At 48.1% G+C, this 21,113-nt stretch carries 16 protein-coding genes and 1 pseudogene; 1 reads left to right on the forward strand and 16 read right to left on the reverse strand.

What is annotated here, in order from left to right:
* Window positions 1-14: 14 nt before the first annotated feature.
* The 10 genes from dnaK to gpr all read right to left on the reverse strand — a co-directional run bounded on the left by dnaK (window position 15) and on the right by gpr (window position 12,372).
* Window positions 15-1,868: a molecular chaperone DnaK gene (gene dnaK, locus PP175_RS19440; RefSeq protein ID WP_272439890.1), complete on the reverse strand. Its 1,854-nt coding sequence runs from the start codon at window positions 1,866-1,868 to the stop codon at window positions 15-17.
* Window positions 1,869-1,925: 57 nt separating this feature from the next.
* Entirely contained in the window at window positions 1,926-2,528 is a 603-nt protein-coding gene (gene grpE / locus PP175_RS19445; protein ID WP_272439891.1) for a nucleotide exchange factor GrpE, read from the reverse strand.
* An 11-nt stretch (window positions 2,529-2,539) separates the two neighbouring features.
* Entirely contained in the window at window positions 2,540-4,063 is a 1,524-nt protein-coding gene (locus PP175_RS19450) for a TCP-1/cpn60 chaperonin family protein (protein WP_272439892.1), read from the reverse strand.
* A gap of 15 nt (window positions 4,064-4,078) precedes the next feature.
* Complete coding sequence (gene hrcA / locus PP175_RS19455; protein ID WP_272439893.1) at window positions 4,079-5,110, reverse strand: heat-inducible transcriptional repressor HrcA; 1,032 nt, start codon at window positions 5,108-5,110, stop codon at window positions 4,079-4,081.
* Between the two features lie 88 nt (window positions 5,111-5,198).
* The gene (gene hemW / locus PP175_RS19460) at window positions 5,199-6,338 is read right to left on the reverse strand and encodes a radical SAM family heme chaperone HemW (protein WP_272439894.1); all 1,140 of its coding nucleotides are present in this window, start codon (window positions 6,336-6,338) and stop codon (window positions 5,199-5,201) included.
* A gap of 164 nt (window positions 6,339-6,502) precedes the next feature.
* Entirely contained in the window at window positions 6,503-8,317 is a 1,815-nt protein-coding gene (gene lepA / locus PP175_RS19465; RefSeq protein WP_272439895.1) for a translation elongation factor 4, read from the reverse strand.
* A gap of 75 nt (window positions 8,318-8,392) precedes the next feature.
* Window positions 8,393-9,499, reverse strand: coding sequence for a M24 family metallopeptidase (locus PP175_RS19470; RefSeq protein ID WP_272439896.1), 1,107 nt, complete (start codon window positions 9,497-9,499; stop codon window positions 8,393-8,395).
* 161 nt (window positions 9,500-9,660) lie between these two features.
* Window positions 9,661-9,972: a DUF3679 domain-containing protein gene (locus PP175_RS19475; protein ID WP_272439897.1), complete on the reverse strand. Its 312-nt coding sequence runs from the start codon at window positions 9,970-9,972 to the stop codon at window positions 9,661-9,663.
* A 23-nt stretch (window positions 9,973-9,995) separates the two neighbouring features.
* Window positions 9,996-11,147, reverse strand: coding sequence for a stage II sporulation protein P (gene spoIIP / locus PP175_RS19480; protein ID WP_272439898.1), 1,152 nt, complete (start codon window positions 11,145-11,147; stop codon window positions 9,996-9,998).
* Window positions 11,148-11,259: 112 nt separating this feature from the next.
* On the reverse strand, window positions 11,260-12,372 hold the full coding sequence (gene gpr, locus PP175_RS19485; protein WP_272439899.1) for a GPR endopeptidase: 1,113 nt from the start codon (window positions 12,370-12,372) through the stop codon (window positions 11,260-11,262).
* A 136-nt stretch (window positions 12,373-12,508) separates the two neighbouring features.
* On the opposite strand from gpr, the gene rpsT reads away from it, so the two are divergent.
* Entirely contained in the window at window positions 12,509-12,775 is a 267-nt protein-coding gene (gene rpsT / locus PP175_RS19490) for a 30S ribosomal protein S20 (RefSeq protein ID WP_272439900.1), read from the forward strand.
* 66 nt (window positions 12,776-12,841) lie between these two features.
* Here rpsT and holA read toward each other — a convergent pair whose 3' ends face one another.
* The 6 genes and pseudogenes from holA to PP175_RS19520 form a co-directional block, all read right to left on the reverse strand.
* Window positions 12,842-13,876: a DNA polymerase III subunit delta gene (gene holA / locus PP175_RS19495; protein ID WP_272439901.1), complete on the reverse strand. Its 1,035-nt coding sequence runs from the start codon at window positions 13,874-13,876 to the stop codon at window positions 12,842-12,844.
* A gap of 503 nt (window positions 13,877-14,379) precedes the next feature.
* Window positions 14,380-15,600, reverse strand: a pseudogene (locus PP175_RS19500) (IS110 family transposase).
* Between the two features lie 395 nt (window positions 15,601-15,995).
* Window positions 15,996-17,258: an anti-sigma factor family protein gene (locus PP175_RS19505; RefSeq protein ID WP_272439902.1), complete on the reverse strand. Its 1,263-nt coding sequence runs from the start codon at window positions 17,256-17,258 to the stop codon at window positions 15,996-15,998.
* A gap of 1 nt (window position 17,259) precedes the next feature.
* Complete coding sequence (locus PP175_RS19510; RefSeq protein ID WP_272439903.1) at window positions 17,260-17,802, reverse strand: RNA polymerase sigma factor; 543 nt, start codon at window positions 17,800-17,802, stop codon at window positions 17,260-17,262.
* A 140-nt stretch (window positions 17,803-17,942) separates the two neighbouring features.
* Complete coding sequence (locus PP175_RS19515; protein WP_272439904.1) at window positions 17,943-20,330, reverse strand: DNA internalization-related competence protein ComEC/Rec2; 2,388 nt, start codon at window positions 20,328-20,330, stop codon at window positions 17,943-17,945.
* A gap of 94 nt (window positions 20,331-20,424) precedes the next feature.
* A complete protein-coding gene (locus PP175_RS19520; protein WP_272439905.1) occupies window positions 20,425-21,012 on the reverse strand; it encodes a hypothetical protein in 588 nt (195 codons plus the stop codon).
* Window positions 21,013-21,113 lie beyond the last annotated feature (101 nt).

Raw genomic sequence — 21,113 nt, forward strand, 5'->3', positions numbered from 1 at the left:
TGCCTGCTTGTTTCTTATTTTTTATCGTCTTCGTCAACTACTGTGTAGTCAGCGTCTACTACATTATCATCTTTTTTGCCTGCATCGGCACCAGGCTGGCCCTGCTCTGCCTGCTGTTGTGCTGCCATTTGTTCGTAGAGCTTAACAGACAACTGCTGTACAACTTCCTGCAGTTCGTCCTTTGCTGTACGGATGGCTTCGATATCTGAGCCTTCCAGCGCAGTTTTCAACTTATCTTTCGCCGCGTTCGCTTTGTCAATATCAGCCTGATCGACTTTATCGCCCAGGTCTTTGACAGCTTTGTCTGTTGCGAAGATCAGCTGATCGGCTTCATTGCGCAGTTCTACCTGCTCTTTACGCTGCTTGTCGGACTCGGCATTTTCTTCTGCTTCACGAACCATGCGCTCGATTTCTTCGTCGTTTAAACCGGAGGAAGACGTGATCGTAATCTTCTGCTCTTTGCCTGTGCCAAGATCTTTAGCTGATACATTTACGATACCGTTCGCATCGATATCGAATTTAACTTCGATCTGTGGAATGCCGCGCGGTGCCGGCGGAATATCCGTCAGCATAAAGCGTCCAAGCGTTTTGTTATCCGCAGCCATTGGACGTTCCCCTTGGAGCACATGGATATCAACAGAAGTCTGGTTGTCGGCAGCTGTAGAGAATACCTGCGCTTTGCTAGTCGGAATCGTGGTATTGCGGTCAATCAGTTTCGTCATGACACCGCCCATTGTCTCGATGCCGAGTGAAAGAGGGGTAACGTCAAGCAACAGGATGTCTGTAACATCGCCTGTTACGATACCGGCCTGGATTGCAGCACCAAGCGCTACCGCTTCGTCCGGGTTAATGCCTTTGTGTGGTTCTTTGCCGATGAGCTTGCGGATCGCTTCCTGAACGGCCAAAATCCGGGTAGAACCCCCAACAAGCACAACCTTATCAATCTGGGAAGGCGACAGACCCGCATCAGACAGCGCCTGGCGGGTTGGGCCCATCGTGCGCTCTACAAGGTTAGCTGTTAATTCGTCGAATTTCGCACGGGTCAGGTTTACCTCCAGGTGCTTCGGTCCCGTTGCATCAGCTGTAATAAACGGAAGAGAAATCGTAGTGGTGACAACACCGGAAAGGTCTTTTTTCGCTTTCTCAGCCGCATCTTTAAGACGCTGCATAGCCATGCGGTCCTGCTTAAGGTCAATGCCGTTCTCTTTCTTGAATTCACTCACCAGGTAGTCAATAATGGCCTGGTCGAAGTCATCACCGCCCAGACGATTGTCCCCGCTAGTCGCAATAACGTTAATTCCTTTTCCTTCTTCTTCATCGTTGTTAAGCTCAAGGATAGACACGTCGAATGTACCGCCGCCAAGGTCGTATACAAGAATCGTGTGGTCTTCTCCTTTATCCATACCGTATGCGAGCGATGCCGCTGTCGGTTCATTTACAATACGCAGAACCTCAAGCCCGGCAATCTTACCGGCGTCTTTTGTTGCCTGGCGCTGGCTGTCATTGAAGTAGGCAGGAACGGTAATTACCGCCTGCGTTACAGACTCACCCAGGTAGGCTTCAGCATCGGACTTAAGCTTCTGCAGAATCATCGCGGAAATTTCCTGAGGTGTATAATCCTTGCCTTCAAGCGTTGTTTTATGAGCTGTACCCATGTAGCGTTTAATAGAAGCCACGGTGTTATCAGGGTTTGTAATCGCCTGGCGCTTCGCGGCTTCACCCACAATGCGCTCCCCGTTCTTAAAGGCAACCACAGAAGGAGTGGTGCGGTTTCCTTCCGGATTTGGAATAACAACCGGCTCTCCGCCTTCCATAACAGCAACGCAGGAGTTGGTTGTACCTAAGTCAATCCCAATTACTTTAGACATGATAAGACTACCTCCTAGAATGTATATATAAGAATGGAATCAATTAAACACAAGCTTTTATGAGCTAACCTTCACCATAGAAGGGCGGATTACGCGATCCTTTAGCCTGTAGCCCTTCTGAAACTCTTCAATGATAATGCCAGGCGCGTAATCGCTGCTTTCTTGCTGCATGACAGCCTGATGAAGATTCGGATCAAACGGCTCGCCTACACCCGGAAGCGGTGTAACCTCTTCCTGTACGAGAATTTGCTGCAGCTGGCGGAACACCATATCAACACCTTCCACGAGGTTGTCGAAGTCTTTTGTTTCTTTACTTGCTGAAACAGCACGATCAAAATTGTCGATGATCGGGAGCAAAGCTTCGATTACTTTCTGGGAAGCGTATTTATGAAGTTGTTCCTTCTCCTTGTTCACACGTGTGCGGAAGTTTTGCAAGTCTGCCTGTGCCCGCAGGAATTTGTTGTAGTTTTCCTCTTTTTCCTGCTGCAGCTGTTCGATCTGAGCCAGCAGCTGTTCCTCCCGGCTTACAGGTTCAGCGTGATCCTGAGCGTTACCGGACTCGCCCGCTGTTTCAACGTTTTCGTACCCGCCTTCTGCAGATTGCTCCGGCGTGGTCTCTGTCTGTGCTTCTTGTGTTTCTTTTTGCATATCGCCAGCCATGTGATGCCCCCCTATTCTTCTTCGGATTTCATGCGGATAATGGTATGTATGCGCAGGATAGCCTGGCTCACTTCTCCGGCTGTTTTTAGCGCATGTATTTTAACAAGCGCGGGGTCAACCACCCCTGCTTGCAGCATATCCGCACACCGGCCCGTATCAAAATCCATACCAACACTGTTTGTTCCGGATTCAACCTGGGCCGCCTTCACCATTTCAACTTTTTCCAGCGGATTAAATCCTGCGTTCTGAACCATCTGGGACAGCGGTTTGCGAAGCGCATTGGCCACCGCTTCCACACCGAAGCCCTCCATTCCCTTCAGGCTCGTTCGCCACTGCTCTATCTGGTGGGAAAGGTAGATTTCAATACTTCCGCCGCCAGGCAAATAACCGGCTCGAATACAAGCCTGCATGGCTGAGGCGGCATCTTTAGCAATCCGCTCCCTCTCTCCTACTACTTCTTCAGTAGATGCGCCGATGAGCATCGTTGCGGTTGGTTTGCCTGCACCATGCATGATGCGCACCTGGCCGAGCGTTTCCTCAAATTCAACTCGTTTTGCCCTTCCAATGTAGCGTGTTAGCTCATCGACACTCTTATTCAGACCTGTCCGCTTTAGCGTGCGGGCACCTGTGTGGTCGGCCACCCGCTGCCGATCGGCCTTGCTTACTCTGTGTAGCACCATAATCCCGTTGTCGATGCAAAATTCCTCAGCGATGCTGTCACAGCTCTTCTCTACCACGACGGTGTTGATGCCAAGCGCCACCAACTTCTGCAGATTGCACGTGTAGCCTTCCTTTAGATCCAGATAGCGCTGGAAACCCCGCTCTGTGCCCAGCGCTTCATCGTCAACCTCTTCCGGCGCCAGCGCATCACCCAGAACGAGCAGCTTTACATCCTCTATCTGTTCCGGCATTTCTTTGGACAGCGGCCGCTGATTCATTAGCACGCCGTGAATGACTTCATTGTCTGCTCCTTCTTTTGCGGTAACAAGATCGCTGAAGCGAAAATCGTTTTCTAACATTTTTGCCTCTCCGATCAGTTTTGCACCCTCCATGATAAGATGGGCAATATCCTCATGTTCCCGGCCTGCAATCAATGAAATATGATAGAGTTTCTCATCATCCATGCTTGTTATGCGCACAGCCGTTTTCTCCAAAATGCCGACGGCTTTAGTAATTCCCTGCCGAATGCCGGATATCACTTTCGCAACGGGCACACCCCGGCTAACCTGGCTCGCTCCCTCGGAAACAAGAGCAGCGGCGAGCAGGGTAGCCGTTGTTGTGCCATCGCCCACTTTGTCCTGCTGGGCACGTGCTATATTTATAACCATGCGGGCAGCGGGATGTTTAACTTCCATCTCTTCCAGAATGGTTACCCCATCGTTCGTAATGATGACATTGCCGTTTTCATCCACCAGCATCGTATCGAGCCCTTTAGGCCCGATGGTTCCCTCAACAGAACTGGCAACCGCCTGTACGGCATTTACATTGTGAAGCAGGGTAGAAAGCCGCTCCTCGCCGGTCTTATTCTCGCCCATAGATTCTCCTTCTCTCTATTTCGTTTTATAAAGATGCGAAAGCAGTTCGGAGAGATTAGTAGCGAGCCCGTCAAGGATACCGATGACTCTCCCGTATTCCATGCGCGTCGGCCCCAGTATGCCAAGTGTGCCAATGGGCAATCCGTTCAGATGGTAGGTCGCGGTTATGATGCTGCAGTTGTTTACTGCCTCCTCATTGTTCTCCGTACCTATCCGCACCTGGATGCCTGATTCGTGCGAGTCAAATAACCGCACCACCATATCATTCTGCTCAAATAATGTCAGAATATCCCTTGCTTTATCCACATCACGGAATTCAGGCTGCATCATGATTTTGGAGGCGCCCTTCATCACAATCCGCTCATCGTTCGGCTGTGTCAGTGTTTCTTCGAGCACTGCAATCATCTGCTGGTACTGCTTCAGAAAGCGGCCTAATTCCCTGGAAACCTCAGTTGTCACCCGTTCTCTAAGCTCATTCATTGCAACGCCAACGAGCTTCTCATTCAGCAAGTTGACTACCCGTTCCAGCTCACCGTGGGAGATTTCTTCGGGGATCTTAATTTTCTTGCTTTCAACCTTACCCGTATCCGTAACAAGGATAACAACAGCCTCATTGTCAGAGATGGGAAGAAGCTGGAGATGTTTAAGCTTTGTATGGTTTATTTCGTGTCCTAATATAATCGATGTGTAATTCGTAAGGCTGGTAAGAATCCCTGCTGCCTGATTCATAACCTGTTCAAGCTCATAGAAACGTTCAGCAAACAGCTGGCGCATCTGGATGAGGTCTGAAGGCTTCGTAAAAGGAGCCTTTACCAGCTGATCCACATAAAAACGGTATCCTTTATTGGAAGGAACGCGCCCGGCGGATGTATGCGGCTGTTCAATGTAGCCATGCTCTTCTAAATCTGCCATTTCATTTCGGATTGTCGCTGAACTGTAGCCAATTTCTTCTCGTTTGGAAATGGTTCGCGAACCGACCGGTTCTGCTGAACGGATATAGTTGTTGATTAACGCATGTAGAATAAGCTGTTGTCTTTCTGTCAGCATACAACCCTCTCCTTGTTAGCACTCCACATCAACGAGTGCTAAAAAAGCTTTACTTAAAAAATACCAAACGAACTCGATGGTTGTCAACTTAGTTGAGGAATCTCGCAAAAACTTCATTGCCAAGCGGAATGCCTTTTTTCGTGAGATGCAGATAATCCCCTTTCCATTGCAAGAGGCCAAGGTTTACTAAATCATCAATCTGATTGCCGAAACACGCCTTAAGTGTGGCGCCAAATCTCTCGGCAAATGCCGCCGCTGAAACGCCCTTCATCATTCTTAGCCCCATGATCATATGATCCTCGGTTTGTTCTTGCTTCGAGACGGCAAATTCCTCAATGCGCGGCAGCCCTGTATCATCTACAAGCTGCATATACTGCGTCAGGGGGCCTGCATTCACATGACGGCGTCCATTCACATATCCGTGTGCACCCGCGCCGATCCCGTAGTAATCTTCGTTCTTCCAGTATGTCATATTATGGCGGCTTTCATATCCAGGCCGCGCGAAATTGCTGATTTCATACTGGCGGTAACCGTGTTTCTCCATCTCGTTCATCAAAAGTTCGTACATCGCCACCTCTTCATCTTCAGTGGGCAGAGGCAGCTGGTCTTTCTCATACAATGTATGGAAAAGGGTATTTTCTTCTACCTTTAAACTGTAGGAGGAGAAGTGCGGCAAATCCAGAGAAAAGGCCTGATTTAGCGTATCCTGGAACAACTCCTTCGTCTGGTCAGGCAGCCCAAAAATCAAATCAATAGAGAGATTGGTAAAACCGGTCTGTTTCGCATAATCAAGGCTCTTATATACCTGCTCCCGATCGTGGATGCGGCCGATTTTTTTCAGCAAATCATTATTAAACGACTGTACGCCAAAGCTAATCCGATTGACGCCGCCATCTTTCATAATTCGCAGTTTCTCCACATCCGTTGTACCTGGGTTCGCTTCCATCGTAAATTCCAGCGTTTCACTCCGGTCTGGGAAGTGGCGCTGAACCGACTCCAGAAAATACTGCATCTGTTGCGGGGACAGAAAAGTTGGCGTCCCGCCTCCCACAAAAATGGTGTTAATCGCGGATGGAGGGGTCCGTTTTATCGTTTCTGCCATCTCTTTATCAAGCGCATGCAGGTAATCCCATACAAACTGGGGATTCTTCGTTACATAAGAATTAAAATCACAGTAATAGCACTTGTTTGTGCAAAACGGTATATGAATATAAACGGCTTCCGCCATAAAAGTCACCTTCTTTGTTTAGTAGAAAACTTGGCTGACGCCAAGCGTTGGCGTTAGGGGCAGCCTGCGTGCATATATGTGAAAAAAGCGGTCGATTAGTGGGTTTCCCCGCTATCTCCCGCTGTGAGATTTGATTCCTATAGTATAACACAGTAAAAAATCGATTACTTATCATCCATCTTAAGCACGGCCATGAATGCTTCCTGCGGTACCTCGACATTCCCAACCGATTTCATGCGCTTCTTCCCTTCCTTCTGCTTCTCGAGAAGTTTGCGCTTCCGGGAAATATCCCCGCCGTAACATTTAGCCAGTACATTCTTGCGCATCGCTTTAATCGTTTCGCGGGCAATAATCTTCTGCCCAATGGCTGCCTGAATCGGCACCTCAAACATCTGCCGTGGAATCAACTCTTTCAGCTTTTCGCAAAGCACGCGGCCGCGGTTATAGGCGGAATCGCGGTGTACAATGAAGGAAAGGGCATCCACTAGTTCACCGTTCAGCATAATGTCCATCTTCACAAGCTTGGATTTCTTATAGCCGGACAGTTCGTAGTCAAAAGAAGCGTAGCCTTTGGTGCTTGACTTTAGCTGGTCAAAAAACTCAAATACAACTTCTGCAAGCGGGATTTCATATGTGATCTGTACCCTGGTTTCATCCAAATACTGCATATCGCCAAAGTCGCCGCGCTTACGCTGGCACAAATCCATGATCGCGCCTACGAATTCCTTCGGCACCATAATCGACGCCTTCACATAAGGCTCTTCAATAAAATCGATGCGCTGCGGATCCGGCATGTGTGCAGGATTCTCGATGGACAACTCCTCGCCATTGGTTAAGGTAACATGGTAAATTACGCTTGGTGCAGTGGTAATGAGCGCAATATTAAATTCCCGTTCAATCCGCTCCTGGATAATCTCCATGTGGAGCATGCCAAGAAAACCGCAACGGAAGCCGAAACCAAGCGCCTGCGAGGTCTCGGGCTCGAATTGAAGCGATGCGTCATTGAGCTGCAGCTTCTCGAGCGCCTCGCGCAAATCGTTGTAATCGCTCGAGTCAACCGGATACATCCCGGAAAAAACCATCGGGTTTACTTTCCGGTAGCCGGGGAGAGCCTCAGCAGCCGGCCGATCCGCCAGCGTTACGGTATCCCCAACCCGCGTATCGCGTACGCTTTTGATGCTGGCTGCGATGAATCCTACGTCGCCCACGGTAAGCTCATCCACCTGCTTGGCAAATGGAGCAAATGTTCCAACCTCCGTCACCTCAAAAACAGCGCCGGTGGCCATCATTTTGATTTTGCTGCCTTTCTTGACAAAACCGTCAATTACCCGTACATACACGATAACACCGCGGTACGGATCGTACAGCGAGTCGAAAATGAGTGCTTTAAGCGGGGCATCCGGGTCGCCCGTCGGAGCTGGGACTTTACTGACGACCTGCTCAAGTATCTCCTCAATGCCGATGCCGGCTTTGGCAGAGGCAAGCACGGCATCGCTGGCATCCAGGCCGATAACATCTTCGATTTCCTGCTTCACACGCTCCGGTTCAGCACTTGGAAGATCAATTTTGTTGACAACCGGAATAATCTCCAAGTCGTTATCAAGAGCCAGATACACATTGGCAAGCGTCTGCGCTTCGATTCCCTGCGCAGCGTCAACGATTAGAAGCGCCCCTTCACAGGCTGCCAGCGAACGGGATACTTCGTATGTAAAATCGACATGTCCCGGTGTATCGATTAAGTGAAGAATATATTCTTCGCCGTCTTTCGCTTTATATTTTAGCTGGACAGAGTTCAGCTTGATGGTAATTCCCCGTTCCCTCTCTAAGTCCATCTGATCCAGGAACTGATCTTCGCGTTCACGGTCGCTGAGCGCACCTGTAAATTCCAGAATGCGATCCGCTAACGTCGATTTCCCGTGGTCAATATGGGCAATAATTGAAAAGTTACGGATTTTTTCTTGTCTTTTTCTACGATCCATGTCTAAACCTCCCAGGAGGACAAAAATGCACTAGTTACTATTATATCAGGCAGGGAGTGTATCAGCAATTTATTCTTACAGGATCGTGAGCGATTTCGGAAACGTCATAAGCGTTTGCGCACCGGCTTCCGTCACATAAATATCGTCTTCAATGCGGACTCCGCCTACACCCGGCACATAAATGCCAGGTTCAATTGTAAATGTCATGCCCGCCTCGATTACATCCTGGTTCTCCCCGTGCACAGAAGGATATTCGTGTATTTCCAGACCGAGCCCATGCCCAACCCGGTGTGTAAAATACTCGCCATATCCAGCTTTCTCAATGACGCCGCGTGCGGCACGGTCGACTTCCGCCAGCGGCCTTCCTACTTTAACCGCATTCGTCGCAGCTTCGACGGCATGCTGTACGGCTTCGTATATCTTTTTCATTTCATCCGTTGGTTCTCCCACTGCAAATGTGCGCGTAATATCCGAGCAGTAGCCGTCTTTAAACACACCCATGTCAATGAGCAAAAATCCGCCCTTTTCGATTTTCGTGGTGCCAGGCGTCCCATGCGGAAGCGCTGAATTCTTGCCGGCCAGAACCGTTGTACCAAATGACGGCTCATCCGCTCCTTTTTCCTTCATGAGATATTCCAATTCTGCAACCAGCTCAACTTCGGTCATGCCTAACTTAACCCGCTTAATCCCTTCTTCCATCACTTCTTCAATAATCCGCACCGCTTCTTTCATTCTGTCTACTTCCCAGTCTGCTTTTCGGTTGCGCAGCCTGGCAATGGTTGCTCCGATATCAAACAAATGCACCTCTCCCAGGGCGGCCTGGAGCTTTTCCGCCTGGCTCAAGCGCAGGTGGTCCTTTTCTACGGCGATTTTTTTAGCTTGCTTGATTCGCGTTGTGCGCAGCACCTGATAGGGGTCATCCGTGTCGGAAATCGGCACAATGGAGAGGTCCGAGCCTGCTAATGCGGCCGCTGCATTGTCTTTTTCCAGAGAAGGGAGAAACAGGGCAGTCTCTCCGTCCTGGCCAACCCACAGCCCGAGGAATCGCTCATGCGGGTCACAGACAAACCCGGTAAAGTAGGCAACCGATATAGGGGAGGTAAGCAGCACACCATCCAAACCACTGCCGTTCATATCATCTAGAATCGTATATAATCGCTCATTATCCATTCGTCCAATCATTCCTCCGATTAGGGGATCATAACTCCCCTTAGTCTCATAACAAAACTTCCGCACAGAGCGAAAGAATTCCTTCTTTGCAAAAAAACCCGCAGATACCGCTCCCCAGGGGAGTGCGGATAACTGCGGGTTCTTATTTGGAACGCTAGGGGGAAGACAATGGGTCACAACTTTTTCATGACCCATTCGAGCCCTTTTCGCGTGTTTACCACAAACCAACTGCGAAGGCCGGTTCCCGTATTGGTTAGCCAGTTTTCAGGCTGGCCTTTAAATAACGGACTGTCACTGCCTATCTGCCGTCCCAATACTTCCATCTCTACTTTGCCGCCGCTAATCTTTTTGATTTGAAAAGCCTGCGCGGATGGATGCGGGTTTCCTTCAATCCGCTGGATCCCGTTCTCCGCCATATTAATCCCCCACATGACCCCAACAAACAGCATCCCGACCAGTAAAAAAAATTGGACAGTGAGTTTCATCCAGGCTTCCTCTCTCTTTAGGATTATTTTGGCGTGCTTTTTCCGTTCGCCTTTTCAGCGTCCCAATACACGGTAGCGACGGCATCCGCGATAGCATCAGCCGTTCGGTAACACTCTTCCATCGTGTTATCCACACCGCCCACCTCAATGAGGATTACATTGGGTGAAACGGATTGATTGTATTCAGCATCGCCACGATTCTTCCCAAATATGCCTTTGGAAATACCCGGATATTTTTTTTCAATACAGTCATTAATCTTTAAAGCAAGCTTTTCGTTGAGCTCCCAGTTCTTGTTTTGCATCCCCATCACAAAGTTGACGCGTGCGTATGTTTTTCCGTTGATCGTAGCGGTTGTAGAGCCCCTGCGCAGCGAGTCACGGTGAATGTCAATCAAGTAACGCACATCGTGGTTAGAGGCAAGCACTTGTTTTAGCGTTTTGAGCGACTCCGCGTAAGATAAGGAATAAGGGCGGTTCTCCCGCTCCAGGATACCCGTATAGTCCACCGTGCTATATTCGGCGCCCAATCCTCGCTTCTCCAATGATTGGGCTATCCGGCGACTGATATTCGTTACGTTAATCTGCGTGCTCATCGCCCGGTTTGGTTCATTATGCGTATAACTTATCGGCAGTTCTGGCAAAAAAGATTCCCGGTCATGCGTGTTGTAGAGAAAAACAACTTTCTTGCCTTTCGTCGTCATTATTGGCGGCGACGGCGTGGCTGGAACAGCATTGCCCTTTAACACTTCAGGCGGCGGTGAAGACTCCACCGGAATATCTGTAAGCCCTACATCTTTTCCGGCAACAAGTACCGTCGTATCGAACAGGTCAAAACCAGGCAGTTCGTGCCCGAGGAACGTACGCGCATCGTCCGGATTAACGCCTGTAACAAGTTCAAAAGCAAAACTGGCAAGATTTTTATTGGATAGCTCATCTTTCGCGCCGGAGTTGAAATAGGGAATCTCGTATTCTAAAGCGTGTGATAGTATGCCGCTTGACATAGAAACACTCAGCTTGCTGACTTGTTCGGATGCCAGTCCCTTCCCTGCTTTGGATGCAAACAGGAGGCCGACCAAGATAAACATAACCGCGGTGCCCAGAGAAAGTACGATAAAAATTCGTTCAACATTTGCACCGTTTAGATTGACAACAAAGCCCTGATATTTGCCGCGCATTGCAACTCCTTCCTTTCCCTGCCTTAGTAACTTTTAAAGGTTGTCCCTTAGGTGAGCCCTTTACACGCCCTATAAAAGCGTATGAAAGTAACAGGCGGGATAGAACAGAAAATTAATGCGTATACGCGGACACGTTATCCATATCGATAGCGGCGTGGAGCGCGGCATTAAGTCCGCTTGCTACCACATTTGCAATATCTTCCACATAGTCATCTACTTCCTTAGGCGTAACGATCAGATTGTGCCCCAGCGGCGCCAGCACTTCGTGAATGAGCTGGCGCTTCTTGTCCTCATCCAGTTCCCCGACAATCCCCAGCAACATTTTACGGTCCTGCTCGCTCGGCATATCTTTCTCGGTATACTTCTTAACCTTGCCCGGCAGTGAAAACCCTTTTGGAAGTAAGCGGCCAGAAGGTTTCGGATTGCGCGCTTCGTTCACCTGGCGCCCAAGATGGCCAAGCAAATAGGTAATCGAATCATGGACGATGGTTGCAGCGTCCACCACCGTTGGAATGCCAACCGCGATAACCGGTATGCCCAGCGTTTCTTTGTTAAGTGGTTTGCGTTTATTGCCAACACCGGATCCAGGACTGATGCCCGTATCCGAGATTTGTATGGTGGTGTTAACCCGCTCGAGCGCACGAGAAGCGAGAGCATCTACCGCGATGACAAAATCTGGCTTTGTTTTATCTACAACACCGTACACAATTTCGCTTGTTTCGATTCCAGTAATACCAAGTACACCCGGAGATACCGCGCTCACCGGCCGGTAGCCTTCTTCTACCGCGTCGGGCATGAGTTGAAAAAGATGGCGGGTAACAAGAATGTTCTCGACGACCATGGGGCCTACCGCATCCGGTGTTACATTCCAGTTGCCAAGGCCTACCACCAGTGCACTTGCATCATCAGGCAATCCCATTTCCTTTATATATACGAATAATTCGCGTGCAAAACGGCGCGTCACTCTGTCCTGCAGGTTCGTATCCTGCGTACGCAGACCTGGCACTTCAATCGTCAGGTAACGGCCCGGCAGTTTTCCGATAAACTGCGCCCCTTCCTCATTGAGTACTTCAATCCGGGATACGGTCATCCCATGATCCTCTTCTGTGTGAAATTTTACTCCTTTTACTTCGCCTGGGCCTGCTTTTTCAGCCGCTAATTCTCTTGCTTCCAGCGCGAGATCCGTACGAACCGCATATTTGCTCAAATCAAGTTTTTTACTCATGATGTCACCTCGTTTTCATCGTGTCCACTTGATTTTCCCTTTATTCTAAAAAACATTCTTGCAAACATGCCCAGTGCATGTTAAAATCTTCTTTGTTCACTTTGAAAGTAACGGATGCACCAAGGAGGTGAATCTAATGCCAAATATTAAATCTGCGATTAAGCGTACTAAAACAATTGAAAAACGTCGCGCACACCGTGCTGCTCAGAAATCTGCTCTTCGTACAGCTGTAAAAGGAGTAGAAACAGCGATTGCCACTGGCAGCATTGAAAACGCGAAAGCTGCTCTTAAAGAAGCTAGCAAACGTCTGGACAAGGCTGTAACCAAAGGATTAATGCATAAAAATGCAGCTGCCCGCAAGAAATCCCGCCTGGCTAAAAAGGTAAACGGCTTGTCCGCATAACAATATATGAATGCATTCATATTGAGAAAAAGCGACCACAAAGGTCGCTTTTTCTTTTTGCTATATTTAAGAGGCGGTTATGGAATCTTTCATTCCCATAATAAGCAGCTCCAGGGAGAGTGTTTTGTCAATCTGTCCAGTCTTAATGCGGTAATCTTCTTCCGCCATTCGCTGTAGAATCCGCCGCAGGGAACGCTCGCTGAAGGCGCCTGCCTGCTGGGATGCCAGCTTGGCCGCGTAGGGGTGGATACCAATCGTCTGGGCGATCTGCTGCGGTGAATAACCTTTAGGCTGCAGTGTCTTTACCTGCAGCAGAATGCGAAACTGTCTGGCGAGCAGAGAAAGAATTTTTAACGGTTCTTCTTTATTCAACTGCAAATCATAGAAAAGCCGCATGGCTTCCTCAAGTTTCAGGTGCGCCACCTTATCAATAAGCCTGAATACATCTTGTTCAATCTGCCGGCTGCCCAGCAGGTTCACAATGTCAGCTGTTATTACGCCTTCACGGCCTGCGTATAGCCCCATCTTCTCAATTTCCTGGCTGAGTTGGCGCAGGTCACTTCCCGCCATCGTAACCAGCTCCTGAGCCGCCTGTGCCTCTATGCTTACCCCGTATTTCTTCGCTCTGTCCGCAACCCATTCCAGGAGCGCCATGTCCTTTAAGGGTTCAAACGCAACCAAAGCCGCATTGGTTTTGAGCGCTTTGACCACTTTTTTTCTTTCATCCAGCTTCTCTTCCGGCACTTCCAGAATAAGAACAGTGTAGTCCGGGGGATTCGTAACATAAGCAAGGAGCGCTTCTAGATCATGCTCCACGGTTTCTCTTGTCTTCGTGCCCGTCAGAAACAGGGCCCGATGAGCCCGCACTAATCGCTTGTCTCCCATAAATGGAAAAGTCTCCGCATCCTGAAGGGCGATTTGTATCGGTGTTTCCCTAAGGTCGAACGTACTGTAGTTAAAATCACGGCTGGCTTCTTCAATTACCTGCTCTTCTATCAGACGAATGCATTCATCCATTAAATATTGTTCCCGTCCATAAAACACATAAACAGGCGCTATTTGCCCCTGTTTGATCTCACGGGTCATCTGCCGAACATCCATAGTGTCACCTCAATACCCATTATACCGAAGCCGGATGTTAACGGTAAAGCAATGAGAAAAACATCGCGGGCCATGCCGCTCTCTCCTTTCCCCTCATAGAAGTTTTTACGGCCGCTTTGTGGAACGACGGACGGACCGGCATTAGGTAATCTTGGTCAGTGGCAAGCGTAAGCGCAGGCAATGGCCTTAGATTCCTTTATACCGTTTAGGTGCAACATCTGGGTATCTCAACGATGGAGACAGTTGCCGGTCTTTTCCGTCCTCTGTTCCACACGCTCCCCTGGGGAAAGAAAGGTGCGGACATGCGCCTCACGATGTTTTTCTTGGGTGTTTCGGGACCGGAGGTCCCATTTAAGAATCGTTCAAGGCGAAATATACTTTCTACCCTGAAAATATAAATCCCCAGTATGAGTTACACGGGTTTTTGGGCAATGAAATTAAACCCTCACTTCTTTCTTTTTTAAAGTGGGGTATCGTTTTGGATTTAACATAGGCTTCTAGGATTAGGCAGATTGTTCTCGGATTTCAACTGTAAGTCCTAGCGATTCTAGCCTTTTTGTGTACTCTTTATCAGGATGTCTTTCTTACGCTTGTCATAATAATCGGCACTTAGCTCAATGTACGCTTGTTTCCTTGTTAACATGAGATAGACAATTCGTAAGATGGTATGTCCCACTGATATTGCTGCTCGATTTTTTCCCCGACGGGCTGCAATGCGATGGTATTGAGACGCTAAATAAGTTTCCTTCTTTTTGGCTGCTGCACGTGCCGATTCCACCAAGGCACTGCGCAGCTTTTTATTTCCTTTACGCGTTTTAGCAGACCTTTTCTTCCCTGCACTCTCATCGTGACCAGGAGTCATCCCTGCCCAAGAGCATAAATGACCAGCAGTTGGGAACCGTGACATATCTGTTCCAACCTCCGCCAAAATTAGTTGGGCAGTCCGTTTATTTACCCCAGGAATAGTGTCCAACAACTGGATTTCTTCTGTACATGGCTCCATACGTAAATCAATCTCATCATCCAATTCCTGGATGAGTCCATTTGAATAATCAATATGCTCTAATTGCTTTTTTTCAAACATGATGATTTGATGGCGTCCTAAGTTGCCTTCCAACGCAAGTTTAAGCTCATCTTTTTTATTTTTTAATCTCTTTTGTGCCATATCTGCCAATACAGTTACATCAGTTTCTCCTTGAATAATGGCTTCCAGCATCATCCGTCCTGATACACCTAACACGTTGGAAGTACAGAGGAAAGCTTAATATTCCCACCTTCAAGTACCTTTTGGAGGCGGTTGACTTCTCTCGTTCGTTCTTCAACCATACTGCGGCGATACCGAATGATTTCTCGCAACTCTCGTTGCTCACGGCTGGGTATATAACTTCCTGTAACTAGACCATGGCGTAAGAGACGGGCTATCCATTCCGAATCTTTTACATCTGTTTTTCGCCCTGGTACTGATTTAATATGCTGAGCATTCACGACAATGGGTTGAAGATCTTCAAGTTCTAGAGGTTAAAAACGGGCTTCCAGTAATCACCTGTACTTTCCATTGCAACATGAGTACAATCTTTAGACTTGATCCAATCTACCAATTCCACTAAGTTCCGAGTCATTGTGGCAAACGTACGAATTTCCTTTCCATCTGGGGTAATGGTACAGGCAGTGATGCTCTTTTTATGCACGTCTAGCCCACAACAATGGCTGTGTAAAACTTCCATACATAAATCTCCCTACGGCTTACATAATTTAAAGGCTGGTGCAACAACCACAAAGGGATTAATCTACCCTACATACTTCCGAAAAAGGAGTAACATTCCGTGGTGCACCGGGTCGTTGTGGTCCGTCTTATACACGGGTTCGTAACACCAAGAAAATACGACCTACCTTCGCCAGCCGTAGTACCAGAATTGACATGAAACCCTATTTTCATCCTCTGTGGTGCCGCAAAGCGGCATAGAAGTCTTATACGATCAAAAAAACCATGACGATCCGCCACGGTTTTTTTGAGGGGGTGTGCGTATATGTAAACGTTCAGTTCCGACTGGGCCCTTGCCGGATGATGAACGATTAAGCTGTTGTTGATACATCATACGCACTGCCGTTAAAAAGGTTCTTATTTATTATAAATTGGCCGCTCTGTATTGTTATCCATATCAATTAACCAAATATCCGGTGGAGCCTTGCCGTCTCCGCTATCAAGCGTATACTCAACAATCCTTCCAGAAATCCAGTGATAATTCACTTTGTATGTTTCCGGCCATACATGTGTTGCAAATGTAATTTTTCCGTCTTTATCCCGTATAAGCAGCTGATGGTCGCTTTCACTTACAAAATATTTCTCGTCCGAGGAGGGAATTCCCGGCGGACGGTAACCTGCTTTATCCTGATTCGGTGCAGATGCCTCCGGTGCCGCAAACCCAGCAATGGAATAACGGCCGGCGCGTGGCTTATCAAGAGCTGCTACACTGCCTTCTGCAACCGTCGCACCCGCCTTATTAGCAGGGGCTGGTGGCTGAGTATTGTTGTTATCAGACGCAACAAGTGCCGGAGAGGAATTCTCCTGTTTTTTTGGCTGGTCTTTAGCAGATGACTGCGAAGAAGACTGATTATCACTCTTGCTGCCTGCTACCGGTGCCTGATTCTGCGGCTGTGCCTGTGAACCCTGTGCTGGGCTCTGTTTGCTGTTGCCAGCAGATGGCTTCGTGGTTTGCTGCTGGACCTCATTAGCGGGCGATGAGCCTGTCTGTGCATGGCTTGCAGATGCATCAGGGCCTTTGGCCACCATTGTTCCGCCGGGAACCGGAGGAAGAGCCTTCTTATTCTGCGCGTCAGCTGTTGCAGCACCAGCCGCTGGTTCCTCAGCCGGTCCTACACTGTTCTGCGCAGGGGGTCTGACCTCTTTTGTACCAGTGGTCGTACTTTTTGTTCCCGTGTCCTGCTGGGCAAAAGACGAACCTACCGTTAAAGCAGACTCATGCATGGACTTGTTTTCCATCCCATAAATAACGGCAGACAGCAAAATCCCTGCGGCAGCCACACCGCCCAGCGAGCGGTATAAGCGAACTTTCCTTTCTTTATTAGCAGGTTGTTTGTCGGTTGTAAAAGGAACCACTGAGGCAGCCTGCTCCGTCCAAGTAGAAGCTGCTCGCTCTATGTCAATTCGGTCAAGCTCAGGCATGATGGATTGAACTATGCTAAACGGTGGTTCAACCATAGGGAGCTGCTCGAGACGGCCGGATATATGCTGCAGCCTTCCGTAAAGTAAGGAGCAATCCGGGCATTTGGACAGGTGCTGGAGCAGAGCCCGTCTCTCAGTAGAATTTAAATCATTATCCAGATCCCGCTGCATACATTCGTATGATTCTTCACATCTCACCCTATACACCACCTTTCTGATATTCGTGCAGAAGTTCCTGAAGCTGCTGCCTGGCCCTGTACAAATAAGATTTTACGGTATTCAACGGCATATTTAAAATTTCCGCTATTTCATTGTATGATAAATCCTGCAAATACCGAAGAATAACCACGGTCCGATGCTGCTCAGGCAGTTCATTAATCGCCCGGCGCACTTCTTCGAACATTCCTGCGCGCTCCACTTCCTGTTCAACATTCTGGAAAGCGTACAGCACAAGTTCATTCTGCTCGATTGAAACCGTCTCTTTCTTCCGTCTAAATTTATCTATGCACACGTTCGTAACAATTCGCTGCACCCAGGTTGAGAATTTTGCTTTCTCCTGGTATGTATCGATCTTTGTATATATACGGATTAGCGCTTCCTGAGAGGCATCCAGCGCATCCTGTTCATTACCAAGCACATAAAAAGCAGTTCGGTATACAGAACTCTCAATCGTCTCTAAAAGCCTCACGAGAGATTCTCGGTCCCCATTCTGGGCGGCGCGTATTAAATTAGCATCGACCACGCCCTTGCCTCCCCTCTCGTACCATTAGACGCTAGGTACAAATAAAATGTTGCACTGCAATAAAGAATTTATCGGTGTTTCGGGATAATTTATGTACGAGTTCACCCTGTGAATATAATTCCAATTATTACCTACCTGTATCATTTCATTACCATGCAGGAGAACCGATTGCGTCCTGCCGTCACCATTACCGCACCATGCTCGTCAGTCCGAATGGCCAGACTTCCTGTTTTAACCAGTCTTTGTATGACTTCTGGAGCCGGATGGCCATACCTGTTCTTCCTGCCGACAGAGACAACAGACACATTCGGCTGCAGCCTGTCAAGCCATTGTTGGTTCGTCGACGAGCGGCTGCCGTGGTGTCCTACCTTCAGCACATCGACTTTACCCACGCCATCCCCTTCAGTTAGCAGCCGCTCCTCTCCGTTCCTCTCCAGGTCGCCAGTAAACAAAAAACGACGGCCAAACGCATTCAGCAGAAGAACGACCGAATTATCATTTTTGCTGCTGTCGCCATCCAATTCTGCCTTCCCATAAGGCGGGTTGAGAATGGACCAATGATTGTCAGTTGAGTCCGCTATAACCTGTCCCTCCCTGGCAATGGAAACGGGAAGATGATATTCAGTAATGGTTTTGACAATCTCTTTTTCCAGCTCTGTTTTCGCAGTCATCCCGTTCTCTAAAATCCTTCTAACAGGCATATGCCTGAGCAAATACGGAACGCCCCCTACATGGTCAGCATCTCCGTGTGTCATAACAAGCAGGTCTATAGCATCAATTCCCCTGTACAGCAAAAAAGGTATGAGCACATTCTTAGCTGGCAGATAAGGATCGCGGACTTGTTTCCAGTCTTCTACAATGGAAGCCAGACCGCCGCTATCTATCACAACAACCTCTTTAGGTGTTTCGATTACAACTGTATCACCCTGACCAACATCAAGAAAAGTGACAATTGTCTCCCTTTTCAGCCACTTAGGCCCAAATAAGAGAAATAAAAGAGTGGTGAAAGTTAAAAAGCAGATAACACCCATTTTCCAGTTACATTTTATTTTACCATACATTAACAAGCCAAAAAAGATGATCGCTAGACAATAGAGCAAAAACCAGAACAGAGAGGGGGAACGAAACGCAAAAATAAATAGTTTGCAGGCCTCGACATGATATAAAAAATGCAGGGCAGGCATAAGCACAGAATCTAAAGACCTGGCCAACAGCAGGCCAAGCGAACGGTGGATGCATGACAGAAGCAGCGCCGAAGCTGCTGTGGGAATAATAACTACGCTAAAGAAAGGTACGAACAAAAAGTTAATCAACGGGGATAAAAAAGAGAACAGGTGAAAATAGTAAACACTAAGTGGAAAAGAGACCATTGTTGCTGCAGCAGTGACTGAGATGTTCTCTTTAACGGGCTTATAGCGAACCATTATTCTTTGGTTTAGCCCTGGAACCAGAACGAGCAGCCCCACTGAAACCACAAAAGATAGCTGAAAACTAATAGAGTGGATAATGTAAGGATTATACATGGCCATGCCAATGAAGGCTGCACCAATTATATTGAGTCCGTCCCTGTATAAGCCAAACAGAAAGGCCAAAAGAACCATCTCCCCCATAATCATCGCCCTGACAGAGGAAGGCCCTGCCCCCGTCAGGAGGACATAAAGAGGCAGAATCACGGCGGCTGCCAGGTAGGAGCGCTGCTTTGTGACTCCTATAAGCCGAAGCAAATAGAGAAGCCCTGCAACAACAAGCGTAATGTTGTGCCCCGAAACGGCTAGGATGTGGGCCAGGCCGAGGGACGAAAGCCGGGCATAACTCTCCGGGTCAATTTCATTTGCAGCACCTAGGAGAAGCCCCGATATTAACCCGGCTGTGTCAGGTGAGAACAACCGATCAATCCTGCCAATCAGCCACTTTTTCAGAGAAAGCATAGCTCCGGTAACTCCCTGTATTCCAGGCCGATAAGCCAGCGACCCAAAATCGGTTATTTGGCCAACCCAATGGATATGCTGGTAATGAAGATAAACGGGATAGTCAAGTGCGCCCGGATTGGACGGCGTCCCAGGAGACGATAAAACCATTCCACCTGTCAATTGGCAGTTATAGGAAAGACTCTGTTCTGCCATGGTTTTTTGCTGCATATGCTCGAAGTAAAGGGTAGCACGAACTTTCTCAGGGGTTTTTAAGGTTTTCCCATCAATAGAGGAAACAACCAGTGTAACCCTGCACCGATTTCCGTCAAAATCCGGTTGGTCATCGACTCTGCCCAGGAATTGTACCTGCCCGGCAGCCAACTCGCTTGTGTTATGTATTTCCGTCCATGCATACTGTGCGGCTCCGATTATAAAAAAACAGACTCCCCCGATTATCGGGCCTCTCAGGGAAATTCGCTTCCACGCGGTCAAAGGTAACAAGATGGCCGGTATCAGCAGAAGCGATAACCCTAACAGGCTTCTTCCACCTGCCAAAGACCCATACGCCAGCCCGCCCAACAAACAAACACCAGACCAAAATAACGGACGCCACTTCACATCGTCCTCTCCTTTTACATATATTGGTAATTATTTCTTTTACCAAATAGTAAAGGAAAAACACAAAAAAAGGAAGAAGTAATTTTCTCCCTTTTTAAAAACCCTGGAGCTCGTTTAATTGTTCAGATAAGCTGGAAAGCTCTTCTTTTATCACAAATGCATCTGGAATTCCGGCAGGCGCATCCATGCACTCATTTAATTTTTCTAACAAGAGATTAATCCGGCCTTCTACAATCTGTTGGTCAATATACTGGTCCACCAGAATGTTAGCAAGTTCCTTTTCTTCCCCAAATCCATCACTTTCGAAAATTCTTCCTTCGCGGAAGTGAATGTCTTTGCTCAATCCCTCTTCATATAGACGGAGCATGCCGGATGCCCCCATTAAATAGACAGAACCATAAAATAACCGGATAAGCGGGTTTGTGGCCATCTCTTCTTCCGTGATGCCATTTACATATAAACGTCCTTTGATTGGCAGACCTGCCTGCACAACCAGTCGGAATACGCCATGTTCCGAATAAAAACCAAGGAGTAGTGTACCCTGCATGGTTTTCTTCTCTTCAACTGTAATTTCACTCCGTGACTTCGCTTCTTCCACTACACGATATACGTCATCGAATCGCTCCTGTGGCGCCTGAAAATTATCACAAACACCACGAATAGTAGCTATATTTGAATGCATAGAAATCACCTCGTTAGTAGTTCAGAAGTTTTCCTTCTTGCTACATCTTTACCCCGTTTTCAGCATTCCATACCAATACGATGCGCCTTTTTTTAAAAACT

This window comes from Aneurinibacillus sp. Ricciae_BoGa-3 (assembly GCF_028421645.1).
In the GTDB taxonomy this organism is placed as follows: Bacteria; Bacillota; Bacilli; order Aneurinibacillales; family Aneurinibacillaceae; genus Aneurinibacillus_B.

What these genes read in the sequence shown, in the direction of transcription:
- dnaK (WP_272439890.1), bottom strand. Translation starts at nt 1,868, where the DNA reads ATGTCTAAAGTAATTGGGATTGACTTAGGTACAACCAACTCCTGCGTT.
- grpE (WP_272439891.1), bottom strand. Translation starts at nt 2,528, where the DNA reads ATGGCTGGCGATATGCAAAAAGAAACACAAGAAGCACAGACAGAGACC.
- PP175_RS19450 (WP_272439892.1), bottom strand. Translation starts at nt 4,063, where the DNA reads ATGGGCGAGAATAAGACCGGCGAGGAGCGGCTTTCTACCCTGCTTCAC.
- hrcA (WP_272439893.1), bottom strand. Translation starts at nt 5,110, where the DNA reads ATGCTGACAGAAAGACAACAGCTTATTCTACATGCGTTAATCAACAAC.
- hemW (WP_272439894.1), bottom strand. Translation starts at nt 6,338, where the DNA reads ATGGCGGAAGCCGTTTATATTCATATACCGTTTTGCACAAACAAGTGC.
- lepA (WP_272439895.1), bottom strand. Translation starts at nt 8,317, where the DNA reads ATGGATCGTAGAAAAAGACAAGAAAAAATCCGTAACTTTTCAATTATT.
- PP175_RS19470 (WP_272439896.1), bottom strand. Translation starts at nt 9,499, where the DNA reads ATGATTGGACGAATGGATAATGAGCGATTATATACGATTCTAGATGAT.
- PP175_RS19475 (WP_272439897.1), bottom strand. Translation starts at nt 9,972, where the DNA reads ATGAAACTCACTGTCCAATTTTTTTTACTGGTCGGGATGCTGTTTGTT.
- spoIIP (WP_272439898.1), bottom strand. Translation starts at nt 11,147, where the DNA reads ATGCGCGGCAAATATCAGGGCTTTGTTGTCAATCTAAACGGTGCAAAT.
- gpr (WP_272439899.1), bottom strand. Translation starts at nt 12,372, where the DNA reads ATGAGTAAAAAACTTGATTTGAGCAAATATGCGGTTCGTACGGATCTC.
- rpsT (WP_272439900.1), top strand. Translation starts at nt 12,509, where the DNA reads ATGCCAAATATTAAATCTGCGATTAAGCGTACTAAAACAATTGAAAAA.
- holA (WP_272439901.1), bottom strand. Translation starts at nt 13,876, where the DNA reads ATGGATGTTCGGCAGATGACCCGTGAGATCAAACAGGGGCAAATAGCG.
- PP175_RS19520 (WP_272439905.1), bottom strand. Translation starts at nt 21,012, where the DNA reads ATGCATTCAAATATAGCTACTATTCGTGGTGTTTGTGATAATTTTCAG.